12 protein-coding genes are annotated in these 22,728 nt (G+C 37.6%); 7 read left to right on the forward strand and 5 right to left on the reverse strand.

The window, feature by feature from the left end:
* Nucleotides 1–326: 326 nt before the first annotated feature.
* Nucleotides 327–2,048, reverse strand: coding sequence for a tetratricopeptide repeat protein (locus tag ACR30L_RS06405; protein WP_435237198.1), 1,722 nt, complete (start codon nt 2,046–2,048; stop codon nt 327–329).
* A 225-nt stretch (nt 2,049–2,273) separates the two neighbouring features.
* Here ACR30L_RS06405 and amt point away from each other — a divergent pair, with 225 nt between their 5' ends.
* Together amt and ACR30L_RS06415 are read left to right on the forward strand one after the other, a co-directional pair.
* Entirely contained in the window at nt 2,274–5,324 is a 3,051-nt protein-coding gene (gene amt / locus ACR30L_RS06410) for an ammonium transporter (protein WP_435237199.1), read from the forward strand.
* Nucleotides 5,325–5,336: 12 nt separating this feature from the next.
* The gene (locus tag ACR30L_RS06415) at nt 5,337–6,212 is read left to right on the forward strand and encodes a DMT family transporter (protein ID WP_435237200.1); all 876 of its coding nucleotides are present in this window, start codon (nt 5,337–5,339) and stop codon (nt 6,210–6,212) included.
* A gap of 17 nt (nt 6,213–6,229) precedes the next feature.
* Here the strand turns inward: ACR30L_RS06415 and yfaE are convergent, their stop codons facing one another.
* From yfaE to nrdA, 3 genes are all read right to left on the reverse strand, one after another.
* Nucleotides 6,230–6,481 (reverse strand): class I ribonucleotide reductase maintenance protein YfaE, encoded by a 252-nt coding sequence (gene yfaE / locus ACR30L_RS06420; RefSeq protein ID WP_435237201.1) that lies wholly within the window; start codon nt 6,479–6,481, stop codon nt 6,230–6,232.
* Nucleotides 6,482–6,488: 7 nt separating this feature from the next.
* Complete coding sequence (gene nrdB, locus ACR30L_RS06425; RefSeq protein ID WP_435237202.1) at nt 6,489–7,634, reverse strand: class Ia ribonucleoside-diphosphate reductase subunit beta; 1,146 nt, start codon at nt 7,632–7,634, stop codon at nt 6,489–6,491.
* 106 nt (nt 7,635–7,740) lie between these two features.
* Nucleotides 7,741–10,014 (reverse strand): class 1a ribonucleoside-diphosphate reductase subunit alpha, encoded by a 2,274-nt coding sequence (gene nrdA, locus ACR30L_RS06430; protein WP_435237203.1) that lies wholly within the window; start codon nt 10,012–10,014, stop codon nt 7,741–7,743.
* Nucleotides 10,015–10,731: 717 nt separating this feature from the next.
* On the opposite strand from nrdA, the gene ACR30L_RS06435 reads away from it, so the two are divergent.
* Nucleotides 10,732–15,765 carry an EAL domain-containing protein gene (locus ACR30L_RS06435; protein ID WP_435237204.1) on the forward strand — a complete coding sequence of 1,678 codons (5,034 nt, stop codon included), beginning with the start codon at nt 10,732–10,734 and terminating at the stop codon, nt 15,763–15,765.
* 74 nt (nt 15,766–15,839) lie between these two features.
* Here the strand turns inward: ACR30L_RS06435 and ubiG are convergent, their stop codons facing one another.
* Nucleotides 15,840–16,547 (reverse strand): bifunctional 2-polyprenyl-6-hydroxyphenol methylase/3-demethylubiquinol 3-O-methyltransferase UbiG, encoded by a 708-nt coding sequence (gene ubiG / locus ACR30L_RS06440; protein ID WP_435237881.1) that lies wholly within the window; start codon nt 16,545–16,547, stop codon nt 15,840–15,842.
* A gap of 290 nt (nt 16,548–16,837) precedes the next feature.
* Between ubiG and gyrA the strand changes: the two genes are divergently transcribed.
* The 4 genes from gyrA to ACR30L_RS06460 all read left to right on the forward strand — a co-directional run bounded on the left by gyrA (nt 16,838) and on the right by ACR30L_RS06460 (nt 22,592).
* Nucleotides 16,838–19,549 (forward strand): DNA topoisomerase (ATP-hydrolyzing) subunit A, encoded by a 2,712-nt coding sequence (gene gyrA / locus ACR30L_RS06445; RefSeq protein ID WP_435237205.1) that lies wholly within the window; start codon nt 16,838–16,840, stop codon nt 19,547–19,549.
* 63 nt (nt 19,550–19,612) lie between these two features.
* On the forward strand, nt 19,613–20,701 hold the full coding sequence (gene serC / locus ACR30L_RS06450; protein ID WP_435237206.1) for a 3-phosphoserine/phosphohydroxythreonine transaminase: 1,089 nt from the start codon (nt 19,613–19,615) through the stop codon (nt 20,699–20,701).
* 13 nt (nt 20,702–20,714) lie between these two features.
* Complete coding sequence (gene aroA / locus ACR30L_RS06455) at nt 20,715–22,001, forward strand: 3-phosphoshikimate 1-carboxyvinyltransferase (protein ID WP_435237207.1); 1,287 nt, start codon at nt 20,715–20,717, stop codon at nt 21,999–22,001.
* Nucleotides 22,002–22,070: 69 nt separating this feature from the next.
* Nucleotides 22,071–22,592, forward strand: coding sequence for a GNAT family N-acetyltransferase (locus ACR30L_RS06460; protein WP_435237208.1), 522 nt, complete (start codon nt 22,071–22,073; stop codon nt 22,590–22,592).
* The last annotated feature ends 136 nt before the right edge of the window (nt 22,593–22,728 follow it).

The raw sequence follows: 22,728 nt of genomic DNA on the forward strand, positions 1-22,728 counted from the left end.
TTAGAGTTTGTTCTCCGCTCAGTGTATAGATGTATGTATTTTCAATAGTAAGGAGGCTATTTAGTATATAAAGATATTTTTAGGGTAGATATTTGTATCCTTAGCCATGTTGATTCGGTTTAATATGTTTTTTATTTGTAATTACTCAGGCCGTCGCCCTTTAAACTTATTTCATCGTTGAAAAATGCTCATTTAAACCACTAAACTGCGCTTTTTCGCCTTGAACTAAGCATAAATGGCTTATCCCTGAGCATTTAGACTCTATTTATGACAAAACTCATGAAATTTTAAAGGGTGCTGAGTAGTTACTTTTATTTTAATAATAATTAAAATAGATTTAAATTAATGCCTTGTTCTTTAGATTGTTTTTCCGATGAAAGTTGTTGTTTTTGTTCCTGCTCTAAGATGGCTATATGTTCAGGCAGAGAGTAGGTGACAAAAGTCGTTGTATCAGGCCAATCGCGGTGAGTGGTGAGTTCAATGCCATCGTCTAAAAACCAAGTGAAGCTTGCTTTTCCATTATCGGTGTTTCCTTTTGCGAGGGTAGGCTCTCCATATTTTTGAGTCAGGAGTTTTTTGACTTGGGTAATCAAGGTCGGGTTGTCCCTACCGACAAAAGTGTATTGTGCACTCGCAAATTGAGATTCCAATGTGTAACTGACGGTTAATTCACTGCTGCCTTTAATCACCGCACCGGTATAATATGTGTCCGACCATTCATCTTTTTTCTCTTCGATTGGATGAATATTTTGTGATTGAATTTGCTGATCGAGTTCTTTACGGTTAGTACAAGCAATTGATACGGAGAATAAATTAGTCGTCGCCGTTTGCTTACAAGTGATTTGTTTACTTAACGCATTAAAACGAGCTTGTGCGGAAGGTTGATTTGAATGCTGGTACAAAGATAGTGCTCGTCCAAGATCTGCAACAACGCCGTAACCATTCTCGTATAATATGCCTAAGGGTTCATAGGCAGGAGCGTAATCTAACTTTATTGCTTTTTGGTAGTATTGTGAGGCTTTATAATAATCAACGGCAATACTTTGCTTACCGTCTAAATCTATCACGCCGTGGGCATAAATATTACCCAGTTCATAAATGGCTTTTGGATGATTTTGTTTTGCTGCATTAAAGTACCATTCAATTGCTGTGTTGATATTCGCTTCAATACCAAGCCCATTCTGGTAAATAACACCTAATCGATATTGTGCGGCGCTATTACCTCGGTTGGCTGCATTTTTATACCACTCAATCGCCTTAAGCTGATTTATATCTTCCGTTTTTCCTTGTTCATAAAACTCTGCGACTTTATACGCAGACGGTGCATAGCGAGGGGCTGATGTTAAATATAATTCTTTTGCCTGTGGAAGATCTTGATCTGTCCCGCGCCCTAATTCATACAAGGTGGCAAGTTGATATTGTGCGAGGGCATCGCCTTGCTCAGCGGCTAATTCATACCATTGAATTGCAAGGGCATAATCTTGAGGTACACCACGTCCTTCTTGGTAAATTTTGCCGAGGTTAATTTGTGAGGTGATGTGCCCTTGATGTGCCGCTTTATTAAACCAGAAAAAACTTTCACGTTCATTTTTAGCAATGCCTTCACCACTGTGAAAATAAGTGCCTAATTTGAATTGCGCAATAGCGTCGCCTTTGTTAGCTGCTTTAAGGTACCATTGCACAGCTTGCTTAATATCTAATTTTACACCGACACCTTTTTCATACATTGTCGCTAATACATACTGTGCGGCTAAGTCACCTTGTTCTGCCGCTTTACGATACCAGTATGCGGCTTTTGAATAACTTTGTGCAGTACCTTGACCACTTTCATATAACCAACCTAGCGCATATTGTGCAGAAGACTGTCCTTGTTCTGCTAAGGGTTGCCAAAGTTGGATTGCTTTCGAGTAGTTACCCGATTGCGCTGCTTTGTAGGCGTCAGCAAATTGACCGTCCGCAGAGGCAGTCTGGCAACCTAAAATAATGAGTAAGATAGCAGGGCAAAAATAGCGTACTACGGAATATGTGATTTTAATGCGAAAGTCCATTTTGTTGATATAAAATTAACATAAGTATAGTTTATTTTTTTCTGAATAAAAACTTTAAAATTATGACCATAGCGTCAAGTTCTGAGCTAATGTTTAAGTTTTTTTAAATATATTATTTAAATCATCATACAAATAGAACCACATACCTTGACTTGTTGATTATCACTATAGATACTAAAATTCGCTCTTTAAATTTATTTTAAATATAAATAAGGTTTAATCGTAATGGATTTTTCTTGGCTGTTAATTTCAGCGTTATTGGTATTCTGTATGCAAGCTGGATTTTTATGCCTAGAAAGCGGGAAGATTCGCAGTAAAAATAGTATTAATGTTGCTGCTAAAAATATTACTGATTTTATAATTGCTTCCATTCTTTATTGGGCATTTGGTTTTGCTTTAATGTTTGGGAATTCTCTATATGGTGTTATTGGAAGCGATCAGTTCTTTATCGGTGATCACCAATCTGCCTATCAAATTAGTTTTTTTATTTTTCAAATGATGTTTTGTGGTACCTCTGCCACCTTGTTATCTGGCGCCGTTGCTGAGCGCATGTCCTTTTTTGGTTTCGTTTGTACTGCCGCTATTTTAACCGCTGTTATTTATCCCGTTGCAGGGCATTGGGTTTGGGCTTCTGCTTATCAAGAGGGCAATGCGGGATGGCTCGAGCAATTAGGATTTGTTGATTTTGCGGGGTCGACGGTGGTGCATTCAGTTGGCGGTTATGTGGCATTAGTTGCCATTATTATTATTGGTCCCCGAATTGGCCGATTTGATTCAGATAAATTACCTACAACGGGCAGTAATGTGCCAATGTCGGTGTTAGGTGTACTTTTAATCTGGTTAGGTTGGTATGGTTTTAATGGTGGGAGCACGTTACAACTAACCGATCAGGTACCTAAAATTTTATTAAATACGACCCTGGGGGCTAGTTGGGGAGGTATTGCCGCCTCCATCTGTCATTATTGGCATAAGCGCTTTGTTGATATTGGCTTTATTTTAAATGGTGTTATTGCTGGCTTAGTTGCAGTCACAGCCGGTTGTCATGCATTTTCTCCCGTAGATTCAATGTTGATCGGGATTATTGCTGGTTTAGTACTTTATGGCGGAACGTTGTGGATTGAACGCTTAAAAATAGATGATGCATTGGGGGTTGTGCCTGCACATCTGTTTGCTGGGATATGGGGAACCTTAGCCGTTGCTTTATTTGCCGATATGGACCTACTTCATACCGGTTTAGGTCGTTTTCAACAATTTAATGTGCAATTGTTAGGTGTGGTTAGTGTCGGCGGATACTGTCTTGCTATGAGTTATTTCCTTATTCGTGCTATTAATCATTTTATTCCATTACGCGTTACTAAAGAGAGTGAAATTAGTGGTATGAATGTTTCCGAGCATCATGCTTCTACTGAACTCATCAATTTACTTAATTCCATGAATAACCAACAGAAAATGGGATCTTTTTCGGAACCAGTTCCCGTTGAACCTTTTACGGAAGTTGGTTTGATTGCCGAGCAGTATAATCAAGTGATCGGACGGGTGAACAGTGAAATAGTTAAACGTGATAACGCAATTTCGCATTTTAATTCCAGTGAAAAACGTAAAAGTGCAATACTAGATTCATCCATGGATAGCATTTTAATTATTGATTTATTAGGTTGCATTTTAGAATTTAACCCCGCCGCAGAACGTACCTTTGGTTATGGGAAAAGCCAAGTCATTGGACAAAATTTTATTGATTTATTTATCTCTCCCGAAGACCATAATAAAATTCGTGAAAGTCTCTCTCATCGATTTTTAAGTACAGTCGGATTAATGCGAGATCGCCGAAATGGTATTACTTTATTACGTTATTCAGGCCATCATTTTTCCGCAGAAGTCACGGTGACAAGTACTAATATCGGTAACAGTGAAAGTAATGAATTTACTTTACATATTCGAGATATAACTCGGCAGTTAAAACTACAGGATAAATTACGTGAATTGGCTTACAGTGACCCTTTAACGGGGCTTTATAATCGTACTTATTTAATGGATTCCTTGACTAGTATTTTGTCAATTATCAATACGACCGACGAAAATATTATGTTGTTTTTTATGGATTTAGATCGATTCAAAAAAATTAACGATACGCTTGGGCATAAAATGGGTGATGAATTGTTATGTGAAGTGTCGCAACGATTAATTAAAGTCACTCGCGATTCCGATATTATTGCGCGTTGGGGAGGGGATGAGTTTATTATTCTATTCCGTGGGGCTTTTAATATTGAAATGGCACATGCCAAGGCGAACGAAGTATTAACGATTATGCGCGCACCTTTAACCCTTGCTGGAAGGGAAATCAATATTCCGACCAGTATTGGTATTGCCTTTGCTGAAACCGATAAAGAGAGTGCTGAAAAATTAATTCAACATGCGGATCTAGCAATGTATACCGCTAAACAGTCTGGCCGAGATAATTATCAGTTATTTGCTGCAGAAATGGCGAATTTGGCTGCACGTAATTTTGATTATGAACAGGAAATGCGTCATGGGTTAAATGTTGAGGATCAATTTAGTCTGCATTATCAACCTAAAGTAACTAATGAAAAAGAATTGGTCGGATTAGAAGCCTTAATTCGCTGGCAGCATCCCGTAGAAGGGAGTATCTCACCCGCAGAATTTATCCCGCTTGCCGAAGAATCTGATTTGATTGTTGATATTGGAGAATGGGTTATTCGTAAAGCCATTGCTCAACTCATTGCTTGGCAAGAATCTGGGTGTAAACTCGTGCCTGTCTCTATTAATATATCCACACGACATCTAATTTCAGGACGACTAGTCGCATACGTTGAAAATGCGATTGCAGAATACAAGCTAGATCCTACCTTTCTTGAAATTGAAATTACCGAGGGTGTTTTGTTGACCGATATTGAACAGTGTATTGCGGTTATGTCGGCACTTAAAAAACTGAATATAAAAATATCTATTGATGATTTTGGTACGGGATATTCCTCTCTTAACTATTTAAAACGCTTACCGATAGATGTGTTAAAAATAGATCGTACCTTTGTCAATGAATGTGCAACATTAGTTGAAGACGCCCAGATCTGTACCACTATTATTAATTTAGCGACCAATTTACAACTATCAACCGTGGCAGAAGGGGTCGAAACAAAGGAACAGGTGGACTTTTTAATTGCCCATGGTTGCCATATTTTCCAAGGATTCTATTTTTACAAACCCTTACCTGCATTTGAAATTACGGGATTGTTGAATAATGTTGATTCTAATGCTTAGGCCATAAATTAAATGTATACAAAACTAAAACAGTCAGTACCCATTAGCGTTTGGTATATGCTTTTATCGGCTCTTGCCTTTGCGTTAATGGCCGCGTGTGTGAAAAGTGTTAGTGAGTCGGGGATTCCTGTACTTGAAATTGTGGCAGCAAGAGCTATTGTGTCGGTGTTTTTAAGCTATCTGGTGGTAAAACGTAAAAAAATTTCTATTTGGGGCAATAATAAACCATGGTTATTTGCTCGTGGAGCGGTGGGGGCGGTTTCACTAATTTGCGTGTTCTATGCAATATCAACGCTTCCCTTAGCAGAGGCGACCATTTTACAGTATTTACATCCTATCTTTACGGCGCTATTAGCGCTGTTTTTTTTACGTGAAAAAATTCAACGTTCTACGATCTTGTGCATTGTACTTAGCTTATTGGGTGTTGCCATTATGATCCAACCTAATATTTCCTTTGATAGTGCGATTAGTTATTCTTGGTTCAGTATTTTAGTGGCTATTTTAGGGGCCTTTGGCAGTGCAGTGGCCTATATCATTGTTAAAAAATTAACTAAAACAGAGGATAGCTCTGTGATTGTTTTTTATTTTCCGGTTATTGCTTTTCCGATTGCAATGCTGCTATTGGGGAGTGATTTTGTGGTGCCAGGGTTAGCGGTGGCAGTGTTACTGATACTTATCGGTGTGTTTACTCAAGTGGGGCAAATTTGTTTAACAACGGCATTACACAGTGCCGATGCAAGTAAAGCCATGGCTTATTCCTATGTGCAGGTTGTCTTTTCTATTTTGATTGGTTGGGTGTATTTTAGTGAGGTTCCCGTTATTACTACCTTAATTGGCGGAAGTTTTATTATTTCGGGGGCATTAGTCAACGTGTTGTGGAAGCGCTAAAAGGCGAAAGATCCGCCTTAATCTATCTGTAAATGGATATCACTTTGGCCAATGCACGAACAGGGTAATACTTCACCTTCTCGTAAATAAGCGAGTGGTGTCGTTGTGTAACGAACGTCACCACGGATTAGTTTGCATTTACAGGCACCGCAATGACCATCTCGACAATGAAACTCAATCGGAATTGATTGGGTTTCTAAGTTTTCGAGTAGTGTCTGTTGAGCATTTAATCTGTATTCAACACCATTAACGGTTAATTTTTTAGTCATGTTTATCTTATAGTTCGAAGCTACTTAATTCTTCGTTATCCACTTTACTGTTTATTTGTCCGACTAGGTAAGAACTTATTTCCGCTTCCTGAGGCGCTACTTGGACATTATCACTGACTAGCCAGTTATTAATCCAAGGAATAGGATTGGTTTTAACTGTAAAAGGGGCTTCGTAACCAATCGCTTGCATACGTTGATTTGTAATATATTCAACATACTGACATAAAATCTGTTCGTTTAATCCAATCATTGAGCCATCTTTAAATAAATATTTAGCCCAATCTTTTTCCTGTTCAGCCGCTTTTAAGAAGATTTCTTTTCCTTCTGCAAAACATTCAATGGCAATTTCTGCCATATCAGGATCATCTTTACCATCGGCCCATAAATTAAGGATTTGTTGAGTTGAATTAAGGTGAAGAGCTTCATCGCGGGCAATTAATTTAATAATTTTGGCATTTCCTTCAAGTAAATCACGCTCAGCAAAGGCGAATGAACAAGCGAAAGAAACATAAAATCGAATTGCTTCAAGGGCATTAATTGAGCATACACAGAGGTAAAGTTTCTTTTTAAGCGCACGCAGTGATAGTTGCTCTTTTTCACCTTCGATATTGATGTAAGGGATCTCCGTTTGCGCTAAACCGTGCAGTTGCATAAATTGCGTAGCATGGATTAATTCATCATAGTAACCCGCAATATCAGTTGCACGTTTTTGAATTTCTTCGTTGCTCACTATATCGGTAAAGACTTCATTCGGATCCGTATAAAGATTACGTAAAATATGCGTATAACTACGGCTATGGATGGTCTCTGAAAATGACCATGTTTCAATCCAAGTTTCAAGCTCTGGTAATGAAACAATAGGGAGTAGTGCAACATTGGGACTACGACCTTGAATTGAATCAAGCAGGGTTTGATATTTTAAGTTTGAAATAAAGATATGTTGTTCATGATCAGGTAAATTTGAAAAATCGATACGGTCACGACTGACATCAATTTCTTCAGGACGCCAGAAAAACGAAAGTTGTTTTTCAATTAATTTTTCAAAGACTTCAAAACGTTGTTGATCATAACGTGCCACGTTAACCGGATTACCAAAAAACATTGGCTCTTTCAGTGCGTCATTAGCAATTTTTGAAAAGGTTGTATAAGCCATTATAAGCTCCAGGATAATATATTAATCGTTAGCTGCTCGCTGCGAGCCCCTAGCTACGAAGTTCGCAGCTAGGGCTCGGGGCAAGAAGCTTAATGTTTACTCTTTGTTAGATCTTACATGCACCGCCGGCACAATCATCATCTTCTTCAAATACTTTTTTGTCATCTGCGCCATCGCGTGTGTTGTGATAATACAAAGTTTTTACACCCATTTTATAAGCCGTTAATAAGTCTTTTAATAGGCTTGTCATTGGTACTTTACCATCTGGAAAATGATTTGGATCGTAGTTGGTATTTGCGGAAATAGACTGATCCACAAATTTTTGCATAAGGCCAACAAGCGATAAATACCCGATATTATTTGGAATATTCCATAATAACTCATAGTTGTTTTTATATTTATCAAATTCAGGGACGACCTGTTTTAATATACCGTCTTTACTTGCTTTGACGCTAATGAAACCACGTGGTGGCTCAATACCATTAGTTGCATTAGATATTTGACTAGAGGTTTCCGATGGCATTAATGCTGATAATGTTGAGTTACGTAAGCCGTCTTTAACAATATCCTTACGTAAAGTTTCCCAATCAAGATGGTAGCCTTCGTCACAAATCGCATCTAATGACTTTTTATAGGTATCAATAGGTAAAATACCCTGTGAGTAACGTGTTTCATTAAATAGTGGGCAAGCTCCACGTTCTTTTGCGAGTTTATTTGATGCTTTTAATAGGTAGAACTGAATCGCTTCAAATGTTTTATGCGTTAAATTGTTTGCACTGCCATCTGAATATTTTACACCGTTTTTAGCAAGGTAATAGGCGTAATTAATAACACCAACCCCTAAAGTACGGCGTGCCATGCTGCTATTTTCAGCGGCTTTAATTGGATAGTCTTGATAATCTAACAAATTATCAAGCGCACGCACGGTCAGTTCCGCGAGTTCTTCTAATTCATCTAGTGACTCAATAGAGCCTAAATTCAATGCAGACAATGTACAAAGGGCGATTTCACCTTCTTCATCCATAATATGCTGTAATGGTTTAGTCGGTAATGCGATTTCCATACACAGGTTACTTTGACGAACCGGCGCGACCTTACTGTCAAATGGACTGTGGGTATTACAATGGTCAACGTTCTGAATATATATGCGGCCAGTACTTGCACGTTCTTGCATTAATAGGGAGAACAGTTCCGTTGCATCGATTGATTTTTTACGAATATTTTCATCGGCTTCATATTGTGTATACAAGCGTTCAAATTCATCTTGGTCTTCAAAAAATGCATCGTAAAGCCCTGGTGTGTCTGAAGGGCTAAATAATGAAATTGATTTTTGATCAATCAAGCGTTGATAAAATAGTCGACCAAGTTGTACACCATAATCCATATGACGAATACGGTTAGATTCTACACCTCGGTTATTTTTTAATACTAAAAGTGATTCAACTTCAAGGTGCCATATAGGATAAAAAATAGTAGCTGCACCACCACGAACACCACCTTGAGAACAAGATTTTACTGCTGTTTGGAAGTATTTATAAAATGGAATACAGCCAGTATGAAGTGCTTCACCACCACGGATAGTACTACCAATAGCGCGAATACGGCCCGCATTGATACCAATACCTGCACGTTGTGATACATATTTAACAATCGAGCTTGCTGTCGCATTGATTGAATCTAGGCTATCACCTGTTTCAATCAAAACGCAGGAACTAAATTGGCGAGTTGGTGTACGCACACCTGACATGATCGGTGTCGGTAAGGAAATTTTAAAGAGTGATGTTGCATCGTAAAAACGTTTAATAAAATCCAAGCGAACAGATTTGTCGTAATTAGCAAATAAACACGCTGCCACCATTAAATATAAGAACTGTGCACTTTCATAAATATCACCGGTAACGCGGTTTTGAATTAAATATTTACCTTCAAGTTGTTTAACCGCTGCATAGGAGAAATTTAAATCACGTTTGTGATCAATAAATTTTTCCATTTGTTCAAACTCTTGCTTGGTGTAATCCTCTAAAAGATGGTGGTCATATTTCCCTTTTGAACACATTTTGCTTACATGCTCGAATACACTTGGGGGAGTAAAACGGCGATATGCTTTTTTACGTAAATGGAATACAGCAAGATGCGCAGCTAAATATTGGTAATCTGGTGATTCTTCAGAAATTAAGTCTGCAGCAGCTTTGATAATGGTTTCATGAATATCATCGGTACGGATCCCATCATAAAATTGGATATGCGAATTTAACTCAACCTGAGAGACAGATACATTATTGAGTCCTTCCGCAGCCCAAGTAATCACTCGGTGAATTTTCTCAAGATCGATGTTTTCTCTTTTGCCATTTCGTTTGGTGACAAATAGGTTTTTGTTCATTTGCATTACCTTAATCGGAGCGCTGATAGTATTGTGTAGATAGTATTTATGAAATTGTATAAAACACTATATATAGTGTTTTTATAATTTGTAGGCACAAGATAATGATTTTTAGATTTATAGCAAGTGATTAATTTTTTGCGTTCGGTGGATAAAATAGTGGATAAATTGAGTATGAAAAAATAGGTTAGTATTAACTAACATTCACATCTAAGTCATACTTGCCGCTTGTAAAATGCAATGATTATTTGTAAAAAATAATTTGCTATTAATGCTGAATTGTTAAATTAAAAATAATTTAAAAATGAGACATGACTATAATAAGATTTTATAAATGTGTAATTATTGTGGAAATTAATGTTTAATTGTCACAGAATAATCATTTGTATGATGTTTGGCATTATATCATCATTAAAAACGACCTATTGACGTAATTCTAATGTATTAGTTGTTGATGTGAAGCATGAAAAACATGGACAATATTCAATTGTTGTACAATTACATTTAAAACGTTTACATATTTTACAATTTCGAAAATAATTTAATTAGTTGCTTATTTCAATTTTTCATTGTAGAGCTATTCAATAATTAATTAGTTATATATTAAAAATAACGTAGGGACACGTTAAGTTGTAGAGTTTTTCTATACCTCAAACCTTTCCTAACGACTGCATAAATTTTAGATATATAAATATCTAATCTATTAAGGTGATTGACATGAAATACGATGCAACAGTTCTCTATATAAGGAATGAAAAGGATACGCGCAAAGTGTATTCAGATTTTTTCCGGAACAAATTTGCAACCGTGATTGAAGCTAGCGATGGTTTAGAAGGCATTTCAAAATTCATGACGCATAACCCACAATTGGTGGTCACTGAAATTCAATTGCCACTTATGAATGGCCCCGAATTAATACTAGAAATACGTAAAACCAACCAAAAAACGCCGATCGTTATATTTAGTGCTTATATTCAAGAAGATTTCCTATTAGATACCATTAAAGAGCACATTAATGGTTTCGTCAGCAGACCAACTGATACCAAAACATTAGCGCGGGTCGTTGATAATGTGTTATCGGGTGGTGAATACCAAGAATCCATTGATGAGAAGAAAGTGTTAGAAGAAAAAAAAAGGTTTGAAGTTATTCCCGATGAAACTGCCGTTGCTGCTAATAATAAAATGATGGTTGTCGGCATTGGTTCTAGTGCAGGGGGGTTAGAAGCACTTACTACCCTAATAAAAGGATTACCCGAAAGCAATAATACCGCTTATATCGTCGCGCAACATCTGAGTCCAAAGCATAATACAATGCTAGTCGAATTACTTTCACGAGAAAGTACTTTAAAAATAAAGGAAGTGGAAGATAAGGAGGTACTTGAAAGCGATGTGTTCTATATAACTCCTCCGAATAAAAATGTAGAGATAAATGAATACGATCAAATTATTTTATCTGCGCCTGAAAAACATTCTTTTTTACCTAAGCCTTCTGTCAATCAGCTCTTTATTTCTATTGCTAAATATAAAAAAGAAAAATCGGTTGGGGTCATTTTATCGGGGACCGGTTCAGATGGTAGCCAAGGTATGCGTGCCATTAATTCAGAAGGTGGGATTACCATCGTTCAGGAGCCTAGTACGGCAAAATATGATGGGATGCCAATGGCTGCCATTAATGGGTCCATCGTTGATATTCTAATTAAAGCAGAAAAAATAGGCGAAGAGTTAGTTGCCTTAGCTAACTTTCCTCGACATAACGTATTAAAAAGGCATCAAGTGACGCCCGAAAATGATTATGTGTCAATTATTTTTGCACTTTTACATAAAGCAAAACGTGTTGATTTTTCAGTTTATAAAAAAGCAACGATTGGTCGACGTATTGAGCGTCGAATGGTTGCTTTAAAAGTGACCACACTCAACGAATACGTTAAATTAATAACAAATAGTGCTCAAGAGGTTGAATTACTTTATAAAGATATTTTAATCGGAGTGACTAGTTTCTTCCGTGATAAAAGTGCTTATGAATCCCTTGAAAATAATCTCGATACTTATTTAGATAAAGTACCCGATGCGAAAGAGTTAAGAGTTTGGATGCCAGGCTCATCGACGGGAGAAGAGGCTTATTCCGTCGCAATTATATTGAATGAATTATTAAATGAGCGGCAACAGCATTTAGAACTGAGAATTTTTGCAACGGATATTGATGAAGATGCATTAAAAATTGCACGAAGAGGTGTTTATAGCCAAGCTTCAATGACTGAGGTATCTGAATCTTATATTAAAGATTATTTTACGATTGCGAATAATGAATTTGAAGTCAAGAAAACGCTGCGACAAAGTATTGTATTTTCCTACCATAATATTTTATCGGATCCTCCATTTAAAGATTTAGATCTTATAGTTTGTCGTAACTTATTGATTTATTTTAACCTTGATGCCCAGAAATGGGTGATGCCGGCCTTTCATTACGCATTGAAGAGTAATGGGTTACTATTTCTCGGAAAGTCCGAAAATGCGACTAATTTTGAGCAATTCTTTGCGACTATTGATAAAACCAATAAAATATTTAAAAGCGTTTCTTCTTCGAAAAAGAATTATGCAGCGATCACCGTTAGACCCCCAAAGTATATTAAATCTGAAGAGAACGATTCAAACATAATTCAAGGAAATCGACCTCTGCAGGAAATTATTATCACCGAAGCAACAAAGTTATTGATGCCGAACATGATTGTGACGAATGAACAACTTGACGTCATATATAAAAAAGGCGATTTGGACTTTATTTCTCTGCCAGAAGGGTATGTTTCCTATAATTTATACAAAATTGTTGATTCACGCCTTGCTATGGATTTACGAAAGTTATTCAGTGATGTACAAAAAGGGCTCACTAGTGCGGCCAGTAATTATATTCCTCTTCCACAAAAAAACGGTGTATCTCGCTTTATTAAAGTTCACTTGGTACCCGTGCTGAATGGTCAAAATCAAACCTATATATTTTATTTTCAAAGTATATCCGGTGACGATATTCCGTTTATGAACCAAGCTGATTGCGATCAGATACCTTCATCTACTCATGAATTAGAGTTTGAATTACAACGTACTAAAGAGCATATGCAAACCCTTATTGAAGAACTCGAAACTTCGAATGAAGAGCTTCAGTCAACTAATGAAGAATTGCAAAGTGCGAATGAAGAGCTTCAGGCAACTAATGAAGAGATGGAAACCAGTAATGAGGAATTACAGTCAACCAACGAAGAACTTCAAACTGCCTATGCTGAACTTAAGGAAATGTACCATGAAAATGCAACGATTAAAGAAAGCTACGGTACATTAAATCGTCGTTATGAATCGGTATTAGAAAATATAAATGACGGTATTGTAATCACTAATATGGATGGTCTTATTCTTAAAACCAATAAGGCAATGCAATATTATTCTCGTTTATCCCGAGAACAATTATTGGCTAAACATTGGCTAAGTTTATCATCATTACAACGGAATGCAGATCTATCAAATAGAAATAAAGAGTTGATTGATAATGGTAAGTTTGGCCCTTATATTATTGAATTTGAATCCTTAGATGGGCTGAATACTCTTCTTGAGGTTGAAGATTATTTAAGTCGTGATGAATTTGGTCATTCACAAATTTGGTCATTTGCATCGGATATATCTAAGGAGACCTATGCACGGAATGAATTATTATTAAGTCAGCGAAAATATAAGGCAACATTTGATCATGCCAATATAGGTATTGCCCATGTAGGGTTGAACGGTGAATGGATTTCGGTTAATAAATCAATCTCTAATATGCTTGGGTATTCTGAGCAAGAGCTAATGAATGTAACGTTTCAGGAGATAACCTATCCGGATGATCTTGATATCGATTTAAAACATTTTCAGGATCTGCTCGACGGGAAAAATGATTCCTATAAAGTTGAAAAACGTTATTATACTAAAAATAGGGACTTATTTTGGGCGATGTTGTCCGTTGCTATTGTAAGAGATGAAAATGGGCCTTTATATTTTATTTCGGTTATTGAAGACATTAATACACAAAAAAATGCTTTTTTAGATAATTTACAAGCCAAAACAGTTTTTAATGAAACCCAAGAAAGTATCGTTATAACGGATCAAGAAACACGTATTATTAATGTTAACCCTGCTTTTGAAAGTATTACGGGTTATTCCTTTGAGGATATCAAAGGTAAAAAACTAGAGATACTCCGCTCAGATCTGCATAGTGATGAATTTTATAATGATATGGTACGTGCTTATACACAGAGTGGGTTTTGGTCTGGAGAGGTAATTAATCGCTCTAAAAATGGGGATGTGTTTCCTGTCTACCTTAATATCAGTGCAGTACGTGATGACGATAATAATATTATTCAATATGTCGCAGTATTAACCGATATCTCTTTAATTAAACAATCCCAGGATAAAATTCAATACCTTGCTAATCATGATGCGTTAACCGGTTTGCCAAATCGAACGTTATTTTTAGATCGTATTGAGCATGCTTTACAAGAAGCACGTCGTTCTAAAAAGCATATTGCGATTTTCTTTATTGATTTAGATCGTTTTAAAATTATTAACGATGGCCTAGGTCATAATATTGGTGATGCGGTGCTTATCGAGGTCGCTAAACGATTTTCCGGTGTTTTACGTTCTGAAGATACCGTAGCAAGAGTCGGGGGGGATGAGTTTATTGTTATTGCTCAGGATTTAGAATCGGCATTAAGTGCTTCTAAAATTGCAGCTAATTTACTCAAATCTATTCAAGACGAAATGTTTATTGAAGAGCATAAAATTAAAGTTGGCGCCAGTATCGGCATCAGTATTTATCCTAATGATGGGATGTCCGGTGATGAACTCGTGCGTAAAGCTGATATTGCTATGTACGATGCGAAGGATCATGGACGAAATGCTTATCGTTATATTTCACAGGAGCTTTCTTCGGATGCCTTCGAAAAAGCGACCATGGAAGGGTCGATAAGAGATGGGCTTACTAACGGTGAGTTTGAAGTTTATTATCAACCGATTATCGATGTGGATACCATGCGGCTTTCTCATTTAGAAGCCCTAGTGCGTTGGAATCATCCTAAGCTCGGCTTGGTCATGCCGAATAAGTTTATCCCATTAGCGGAAGAATCTGAGTTGATTACTGAAATTACTAAGTTTGTTAGCTTTAATGTTATGAAAACAATTAGTGAATTAGCTAAGTCTAATGATTATCAATGTAAAATTTCGATTAACTTCTCCCTAAAAGATTTAGAAAGTGATGAGCTGTTCTTTACCTTTAAAAAGTATTTACAACAATTCAATATTAAAGGTGAATCGATTGCACTTGAAATAACCGAAAGAAAGGTAATCTTATCGACTGAGCAGAATCAAAAACACTTAGAAAGATATAAAAAATTGAAAGTGTCTTTTTCGATGGATGATTTTGGTACGGGCTACTCGAATTTGGGCTACTTGATTAATAAACCCTTTGATTTGTTAAAAATTGACCGTACTTTTATTTCAAAAATAGGTGAAGTGAGTACTTCGGAAGAAGTTGTTAAAGCAACGATTTCTATCGCGAAAGCATTAGGGCTGAGAACGGTTGCTGAAGGCGTTGAAACTAAAGAACAGCTTGAGTTTGTGATGGCTAATGGTTGTGATCTTGTGCAGGGCTTTTATTTACAAATTCCTGAACCCATTCTTAAATTAACTGAGCAGTTGACGGCGGATAAAACCTATTACGCTATAAAGTAATTAATGATTATTAGACCTTAGTGATTTATCTAAGGTCTAGGGTCATGTACTTTCATATCATAAACAGTACCGATTTAGATTTTTCGGCAACGCAGCATATAATTCACATCGACATTATTCGTTACTTTAAATTTACCTGATAAAATATCCAGCTCTACACCACGCATTTCATCACAGTGTAAACGAGTATTGTCTATTGCATTTAGTAATTGAGAAGGGCGAATAAATTTTTCATATTCATGTGTTCCTTTAGGTACCCATTTTAAGACGTTTTCTGCCCCTAGAATCATTAATAAATATGCTTTAAATGTTTTATTAATGGTTGCGATATAAACGGTTCCACCTGGTTTTACCATATCGCAACATGCTTTAATAATTGACGCTGGATCGGGAACATGTTCTAACATTTCCATACAAGTGACAACATCAAATTGCTGTGGATGTTGTATCGCAAATTGCTCAGCGGTAATTTCTTGATAATCAATTTCACACTGGCTTTCTAAAACATGCAGACGCGCAACTTGCAGTGAAGCCTTGGCTAAGTCTATCCCCGTTACATTTGCTCCCTGTAGCGCCATGCTTTCGGCTAGAATACCGCCGCCACAACCAATATCTGCAACGTTTTTACCAAATAAACCTTGCACACCCTGTTCAATGTATTCCAATCGTGTCGGGTTGAGCTTATGTAAAGGTTTGAAATCACCTTCAGGATCCCACCATTGTTCAGCCATATCAGAGAACTTTTCAATTTCTTTAGGGTCGACATTATCGGGTGTATTAATTGCAGACATTTTGATTACCGAGGTTAATTTAAAAAATTATTATAACCGATAAGGGAATGACCTCAATACGAAAATATTGATCGATAATGCAGGGCGGCTAATAAACAATTGGATATGTTATTTTAACGTTAACTTTCAATATGTTTGTCTGTTATTTATACAGTTGGCTTATAATCGCATTTTCAAATCAACATTTACTCTGAATACGTTCCTTCATGGTTATTTTATGCTAATATGGCTGACCTACTAAAGTTAGTCGATACTCTAATAAATTAAGGATTTAGGTCTCTATGAGCGAATTTGCCACAGACGTTTCTCCAATTAACATTGAAGATGAGTTAAAGAACTCTTATCTTGATTACGCAATGAGCGTAATCGTCGGGCGTGCATTGCCCGATGTACGTGATGGTCTTAAACCGGTTCACCGTCGTGTACTATTTGCGATGAGTGTACTTCGCAATGACTGGAATAAACCGTATAAAAAATCGGCACGTGTTGTCGGTGATGTAATCGGTAAATATCACCCCCATGGTGATACCGCTGTTTACGATACTATTGTCCGTATGGCCCAACCTTTTTCGTTGCGTTATATGTTGGTTGATGGTCAAGGTAACTTCGGTTCAGTTGACGGCGATAGTGCCGCTGCGATGCGTTATACAGAAATCCGTATGGATAAAATTGCGCATCAACTACTCGCTGACCTAGATAAAGAAACCGTCGACTTTGTGCCGAACTATGACGGTACTGAATTTATTCCTGAAGTTATGCCAACACGTGTGCCGAATTTACTGATTAACGGTGCATCGGGTATCGCTGTCGGTATGGCAACAAATATTCCGCCTCATAACTTGGGTGAAATTATTAATGGGTGTTTAGCATTAATTGATAATGCAGATATTACAATTAATGAACTTATCGAACATATTCCAGGACCTGATTTCCCAACTGCCGGTATTATTAACGGCCGTAAAGGGATTATTGATGCTTACAATACAGGGCGCGGTAAAGTAAAAATTCGTGCAAAAGCGGACATTGAAGTAAATGAAAAAAGTGGCCGTGAAACAATTGTTGTTCATGAGCTACCTTATCAAGTTAACAAAGCACGTTTAATTGAAAAAATTGCAGAGCTTGTTAAAGATAAGAAAATAGAAGGCATTAGTGCGTTACGTGATGAGTCTGATAAAGATGGCATGCGTATGGTGGTTGAAGTTAAACGCGGTGAAGTCGGCGAAGTTGTTTTAAATAACCTGTACGCTCAAACTCAAATGCAAGTTTCATTTGGTATCAATGCTGTTGCGTTAGACCACGGTCAGCCAAAACTGCTTAACCTGAAACAAATGCTTGAAGCCTTTATTTTACACCGTCGTGAAGTGGTTACACGTCGTACAGTGTTTGAGCTTAAAAAAGCCCGCGATCGTGCTCATATTCTAGAAGGTTTGGCTATTTCATTAGCGAATATCGAACCGATCATCGAATTAATTCGTCGATCTGCAACACCGGCTGAAGCTAAAGAAGATTTACAGTCTCAGGGTTGGGAATTGGGTAATGTTGCAGCTATGCTTGAAGCATCAGGTGTCGATGCTGCGCGTCCGGATGGATTAGCGGTTGAATTTGGTGTACGTGATAACAAATATTACATGACCGAAGTACAAGCGCAGGCTATTCTTGATTTGCGTTTACAAAAACTAACGGGTCTTGAACACGATAAAATTTTAAGTGAGTACAAAGAGCTGCTTGATATTATTGCCGCACTTGTGTTTATTTTAGAAAATCCAGCACGTTTAATGGAAATCATTCGTGAAGAGTTAGAAGAAATTCGTGATAATTTTGGTGATCCTCGCCGTACTGAGATTACTGAAAATGAAGCGGATCTGTCTATGGCGGATCTTATCACTGAAGAAGATGTGGTCGTCACACTGTCCCATGAAGGTTACGTGAAATATCAACCCTTAACCGATTACGAAGCACAACGCCGTGGTGGTAAAGGTAAATCTGCAACGAAAATGAAAGATGAAGATTTCATTGAAAAATTACTCGTTGCAAGTACTCACGATACCATTCTCTGTTTCTCTACACGTGGCCGTTTATACTGGTTGAAAGTATTCCAATTACCACTCGCATCACGTCAAGCGCGCGGTCGTCCAATTGTTAATATCTTACCATTGGAAGAGAATGAACGTATTACTGCAATTTTGCCTGTTCGCGAATATGAAGATGATAAATTCGTGTTTATGGCAACGGCGAATGGCACGGTTAAGAAAACCGCATTAAGTGCTTACAGTCGTCCACGTGCAAGTGGCCTTATCGCAATTAACTTAAATGATGATAATGAATTAATCGGGGCACAAATTACCGATGGTTCAAATGAAATCATGTTGTTCTCCGATGCGGGTAAAGTTGTTCGCTTTAAAGAAGCAGAAGAAATTCCTGCTATTGATGAGAACGGCGAGCCAGTACTTGATGAAAATGGTGAGCAGGAAATTCGATTCAAAGGTGTCCGTCCAATGGGACGAACTGCAACAGGTGTTCGTGGTATTAAACTTAAAGACGGTGATAAAGTCGTTTCGCTAATTATACCGAATGAAACGGGTCATATTTTGACAACGACAGTTAATGGTTATGGTAAACGTACACCACTTGAGGATTACTCACCTAAGAGTCGTGCAACACAAGGTGTTATCTCGATTAAAGTGAGTGAGCGTAATGGTAAAGTCGTTGGCGCTGTACAAGTAGATGAGAACGATGAAATTATGCTGATCTCCAACAAAGGTACATTGGTACGTACACGCGTTAGTGAAGTTTCAGTAGTGGGTCGTAATACACAAGGTGTTACTTTGATTCGTACTGCTGATGATGAACAAATCGTTGCATTACAACGTATCGAAGAGATAAAAGACGAACCCCTTGCGGAAGCGCTAGGTGAAGATGTCGAAAATCCAGAACGACCTAGTGTTGCTGAGGATGACGTAGTTAATGACGCGCCATCAGATGAACAAGAATAGTTAGTTTGTATGTAGTAATAAGCGGCATTAGCCGCTTATTTCTTTTTAAGGGATAAATATAAAATGAGCAAGATATTTAATTTCTGTGCCGGTCCGGCGATGTTACCTGAAGCCGTTATGGAACATGCACAAGAAGAATTTCGTAATTGGCAGGGATTGGGTGTTTCGGTGATGGAAATGAGTCATCGTAGTCCTGAGTTTATGAAGATGGCTGCGGAAGCTGAGCAAGATTTACGTGATTTATTAGCCATTCCAGATAACTATAAAGTGTTATTTTGTCAGGGTGGTGGACGAGGCCAGTTTGCTGCTGTGCCATTAAACCTATTAGGTGATAAATTAGATGCTGACTATTTATTAACGGGACAGTGGTCAAAATCAGCGGTTGTTGAAGCAAAGAAACATGCTCGTATTAATGAAACGAATATTATGACACAAACAGCCGAGGGTAAAAACAGTGTATTGCCCTGTGCAGATTGGAAAATTAATGCTGGCTCAGCTTATGTACATTATTGTCCAAATGAAACCATTGAAGGTATTGAGATTTTTGATGTGCCAGAAACGGGTGTTGTGCCTTTAGTGGCAGATATGAGTTCAACGATTTTATCGCGTCCAATTGATGTTTCTAAATTCGGTGTTATTTATGCGGGTGCACAAAAAAATATTGGTCCATCGGGTTTAGCTATTGTTATCGTACGTGAAGATCTAATGGGTAAAGCGCGACAAGCTATTCCTTCTATTTTTGATTATAAAATAGAGGCCGATGCTGATTCTATGTTTAATACACCACCGACTTATGCTTGGTATTTAGCCGGGCTTGTTTTCAAGTGGTTAAAAGAGCAGGGCGGTATTGCTGAAGTAGAAAAAAATAATATAGCGAAAGCTGAACTGCTTTATAACTTTATTGATCATTCTGATTTTTATAGCAATGATGTTGATAGTCGTGTTCGTAGCCGTATGAACATTCCTTTCACACTAAAAAGTGATAGTTTAAATGACGCTTTCTTGACTGAATCGAAAGAAGCGGGATTATTAACCTTGAAAGGTCATAAAATTGTTGGTGGCATGCGAGCAAGTATTTATAACGCAATGCCGATTGAAGGTGTGCAGGCCTTGGTAGATTTCATGGCTAAGTTTGAAAAAAAATACGGTTAAAATAGAGAGTATTATGGAACAGTTGTTATTAAAGCCCATTGCCAAAGTAGATGGCGAAATTAACCTTCCCGGTTCAAAAAGTTTATCAAACCGTGCATTGTTGTTGGCTGCATTAGCGGAAGGTACGACGACGCTAACAAACTTATTAGACAGTGATGATATTCGCCATATGTTGAATGCACTTAAAACACTTGGTGTTAATTATCAACTTTCCGATGATAAAAAACAGTGTGTGGTTGAAGGCTTAGGACGTGCTTTTAATACTGTAGAGCAGGGCCAACTTGAATTGTTTTTAGGTAATGCAGGCACGGCAATGCGTCCACTTTGTGCTGCACTATGCTTAGGACAAGGTGAATATGTATTAACCGGTGAACCGCGCATGTTTGAACGCCCGATAGGAAGTTTAGTCGATGCTTTACAACAAGCGGGTGCTGAAGTTTCTTACCTTGGCAATGAAAATTACCCGCCGTTAAATATTAAAGGAACCGGGCTCAAGGGTGGGGAAATAGAAATTGATGGTAGTGTTTCAAGTCAATTTTTAACCGCTTTTTTAATGGCAGCCCCCATGGCAACTGGCGACACTACTATCAAGATCATTGGTGAATTAGTGTCTAAGCCTTATATTAAAATTACACTGCAAATCATGCGTGATTTTGGTATAGCGGTCGACAATAATAATTATCAAACCTTTACGATTAAAGGCGGTCAAACTTATACCGCTGCGGGTGATTATCTAGTTGAAGGCGATGCTTCATCTGCTTCTTATTTTCTTGCTGCAGGTGCCATTGCTGGCGGAAGTATTAAAGTAACGGGAATTGGTAAAAAATCGGTACAAGGTGATATTCAATTTGCCGATGCACTTGAAGCAATGGGCGCTAAAATAGAATGGGGCGATGACTATATTAAAGCCAGTAAAGGCAATTTAAAGGCCATTGATATGGATATGAATCATATTCCTGATGCTGCCATGACGATTGCTGTTGCCGCTCTTTTTGCGGAAGGAACGACTAAAATTCGTAATGTTTATAATTGGCGAGTTAAAGAAACGGATCGTTTATTTGCTATGGCAACGGAATTACGTAAGGTTGGGGCAAGTGTTGTTGAAGGACATGACTTTATTGAAGTAACACCGCCCACCGTCTTTAATCATGCCGCTATTGATACTTACGATGATCACCGTATGGCAATGTGTTTTTCATTAGTGGCACTGAGCGATACTGCGGTTACCATTAATGATCCGAAATGTACGTCAAAAACATTCCCTGACTATTTCGAGAAGTTAGCATCAGTTAGTTGTTAATTTGATACCCTATATAATGTTTAATAGCCTTGCTTTGCAGGGCTTTTTTGTTTTTAGTTTTGGGGAAATATGTTTGATACTTCTTTTTCATCTGTGCGATTGAATGCCTCACGGATTCAATATGAAGATTGGCCGGGTCTTTTAACAGCCGTGCAATCAGGTAAATTCCCTCAAGAATTAGCCTTATCTCATATGACAACGGAACAAGCTGCCAAGGATTGGCATCGGCAAAAAGTTATTGATTGGCAGAATAAACAAGGTTTTGTCTGGAGTGTTCGTTGGAAAAATAGCTCTGAGGTGATAGGGCAAGTTTCATTAGTGCCACGCCAATCTGATATTGCTTTAGCGTATTGGGTTGCGCCCGATTTATGGGGGCAGGGGATTGTGACAGAAATACTGAAGTCATTACTAATCATTATTTATGAGTCAGAGTATCAAGGGGATATTTGGGCTGCTGCACATCCTTGGAATACGCGAAGCCTTTCTGTCTTGGTTAAACTTGGATTCAAATACCAAAAAGAGAGTCAATATCGTTTTGAAAATGGAAATGTTGAAAATATGAAAGAATATTTACTTTCTGCTTGTCGATAATAATCCCATCAATATCAATATTCTCTATTTAACAATTATTTATCCTGAGCGGGAATATAAAAAGTAGCTATAGTTATTTGAGCTAATTAATTATCTAATCAATATAGTTAGGTGATCTAAGATAGTTGTATTTTGA

It is taken from the genome of Psychromonas saccharinae, from assembly GCF_051201515.1.
Lineage (GTDB): Bacteria > Pseudomonadota > Gammaproteobacteria > Enterobacterales > Psychromonadaceae > Psychromonas.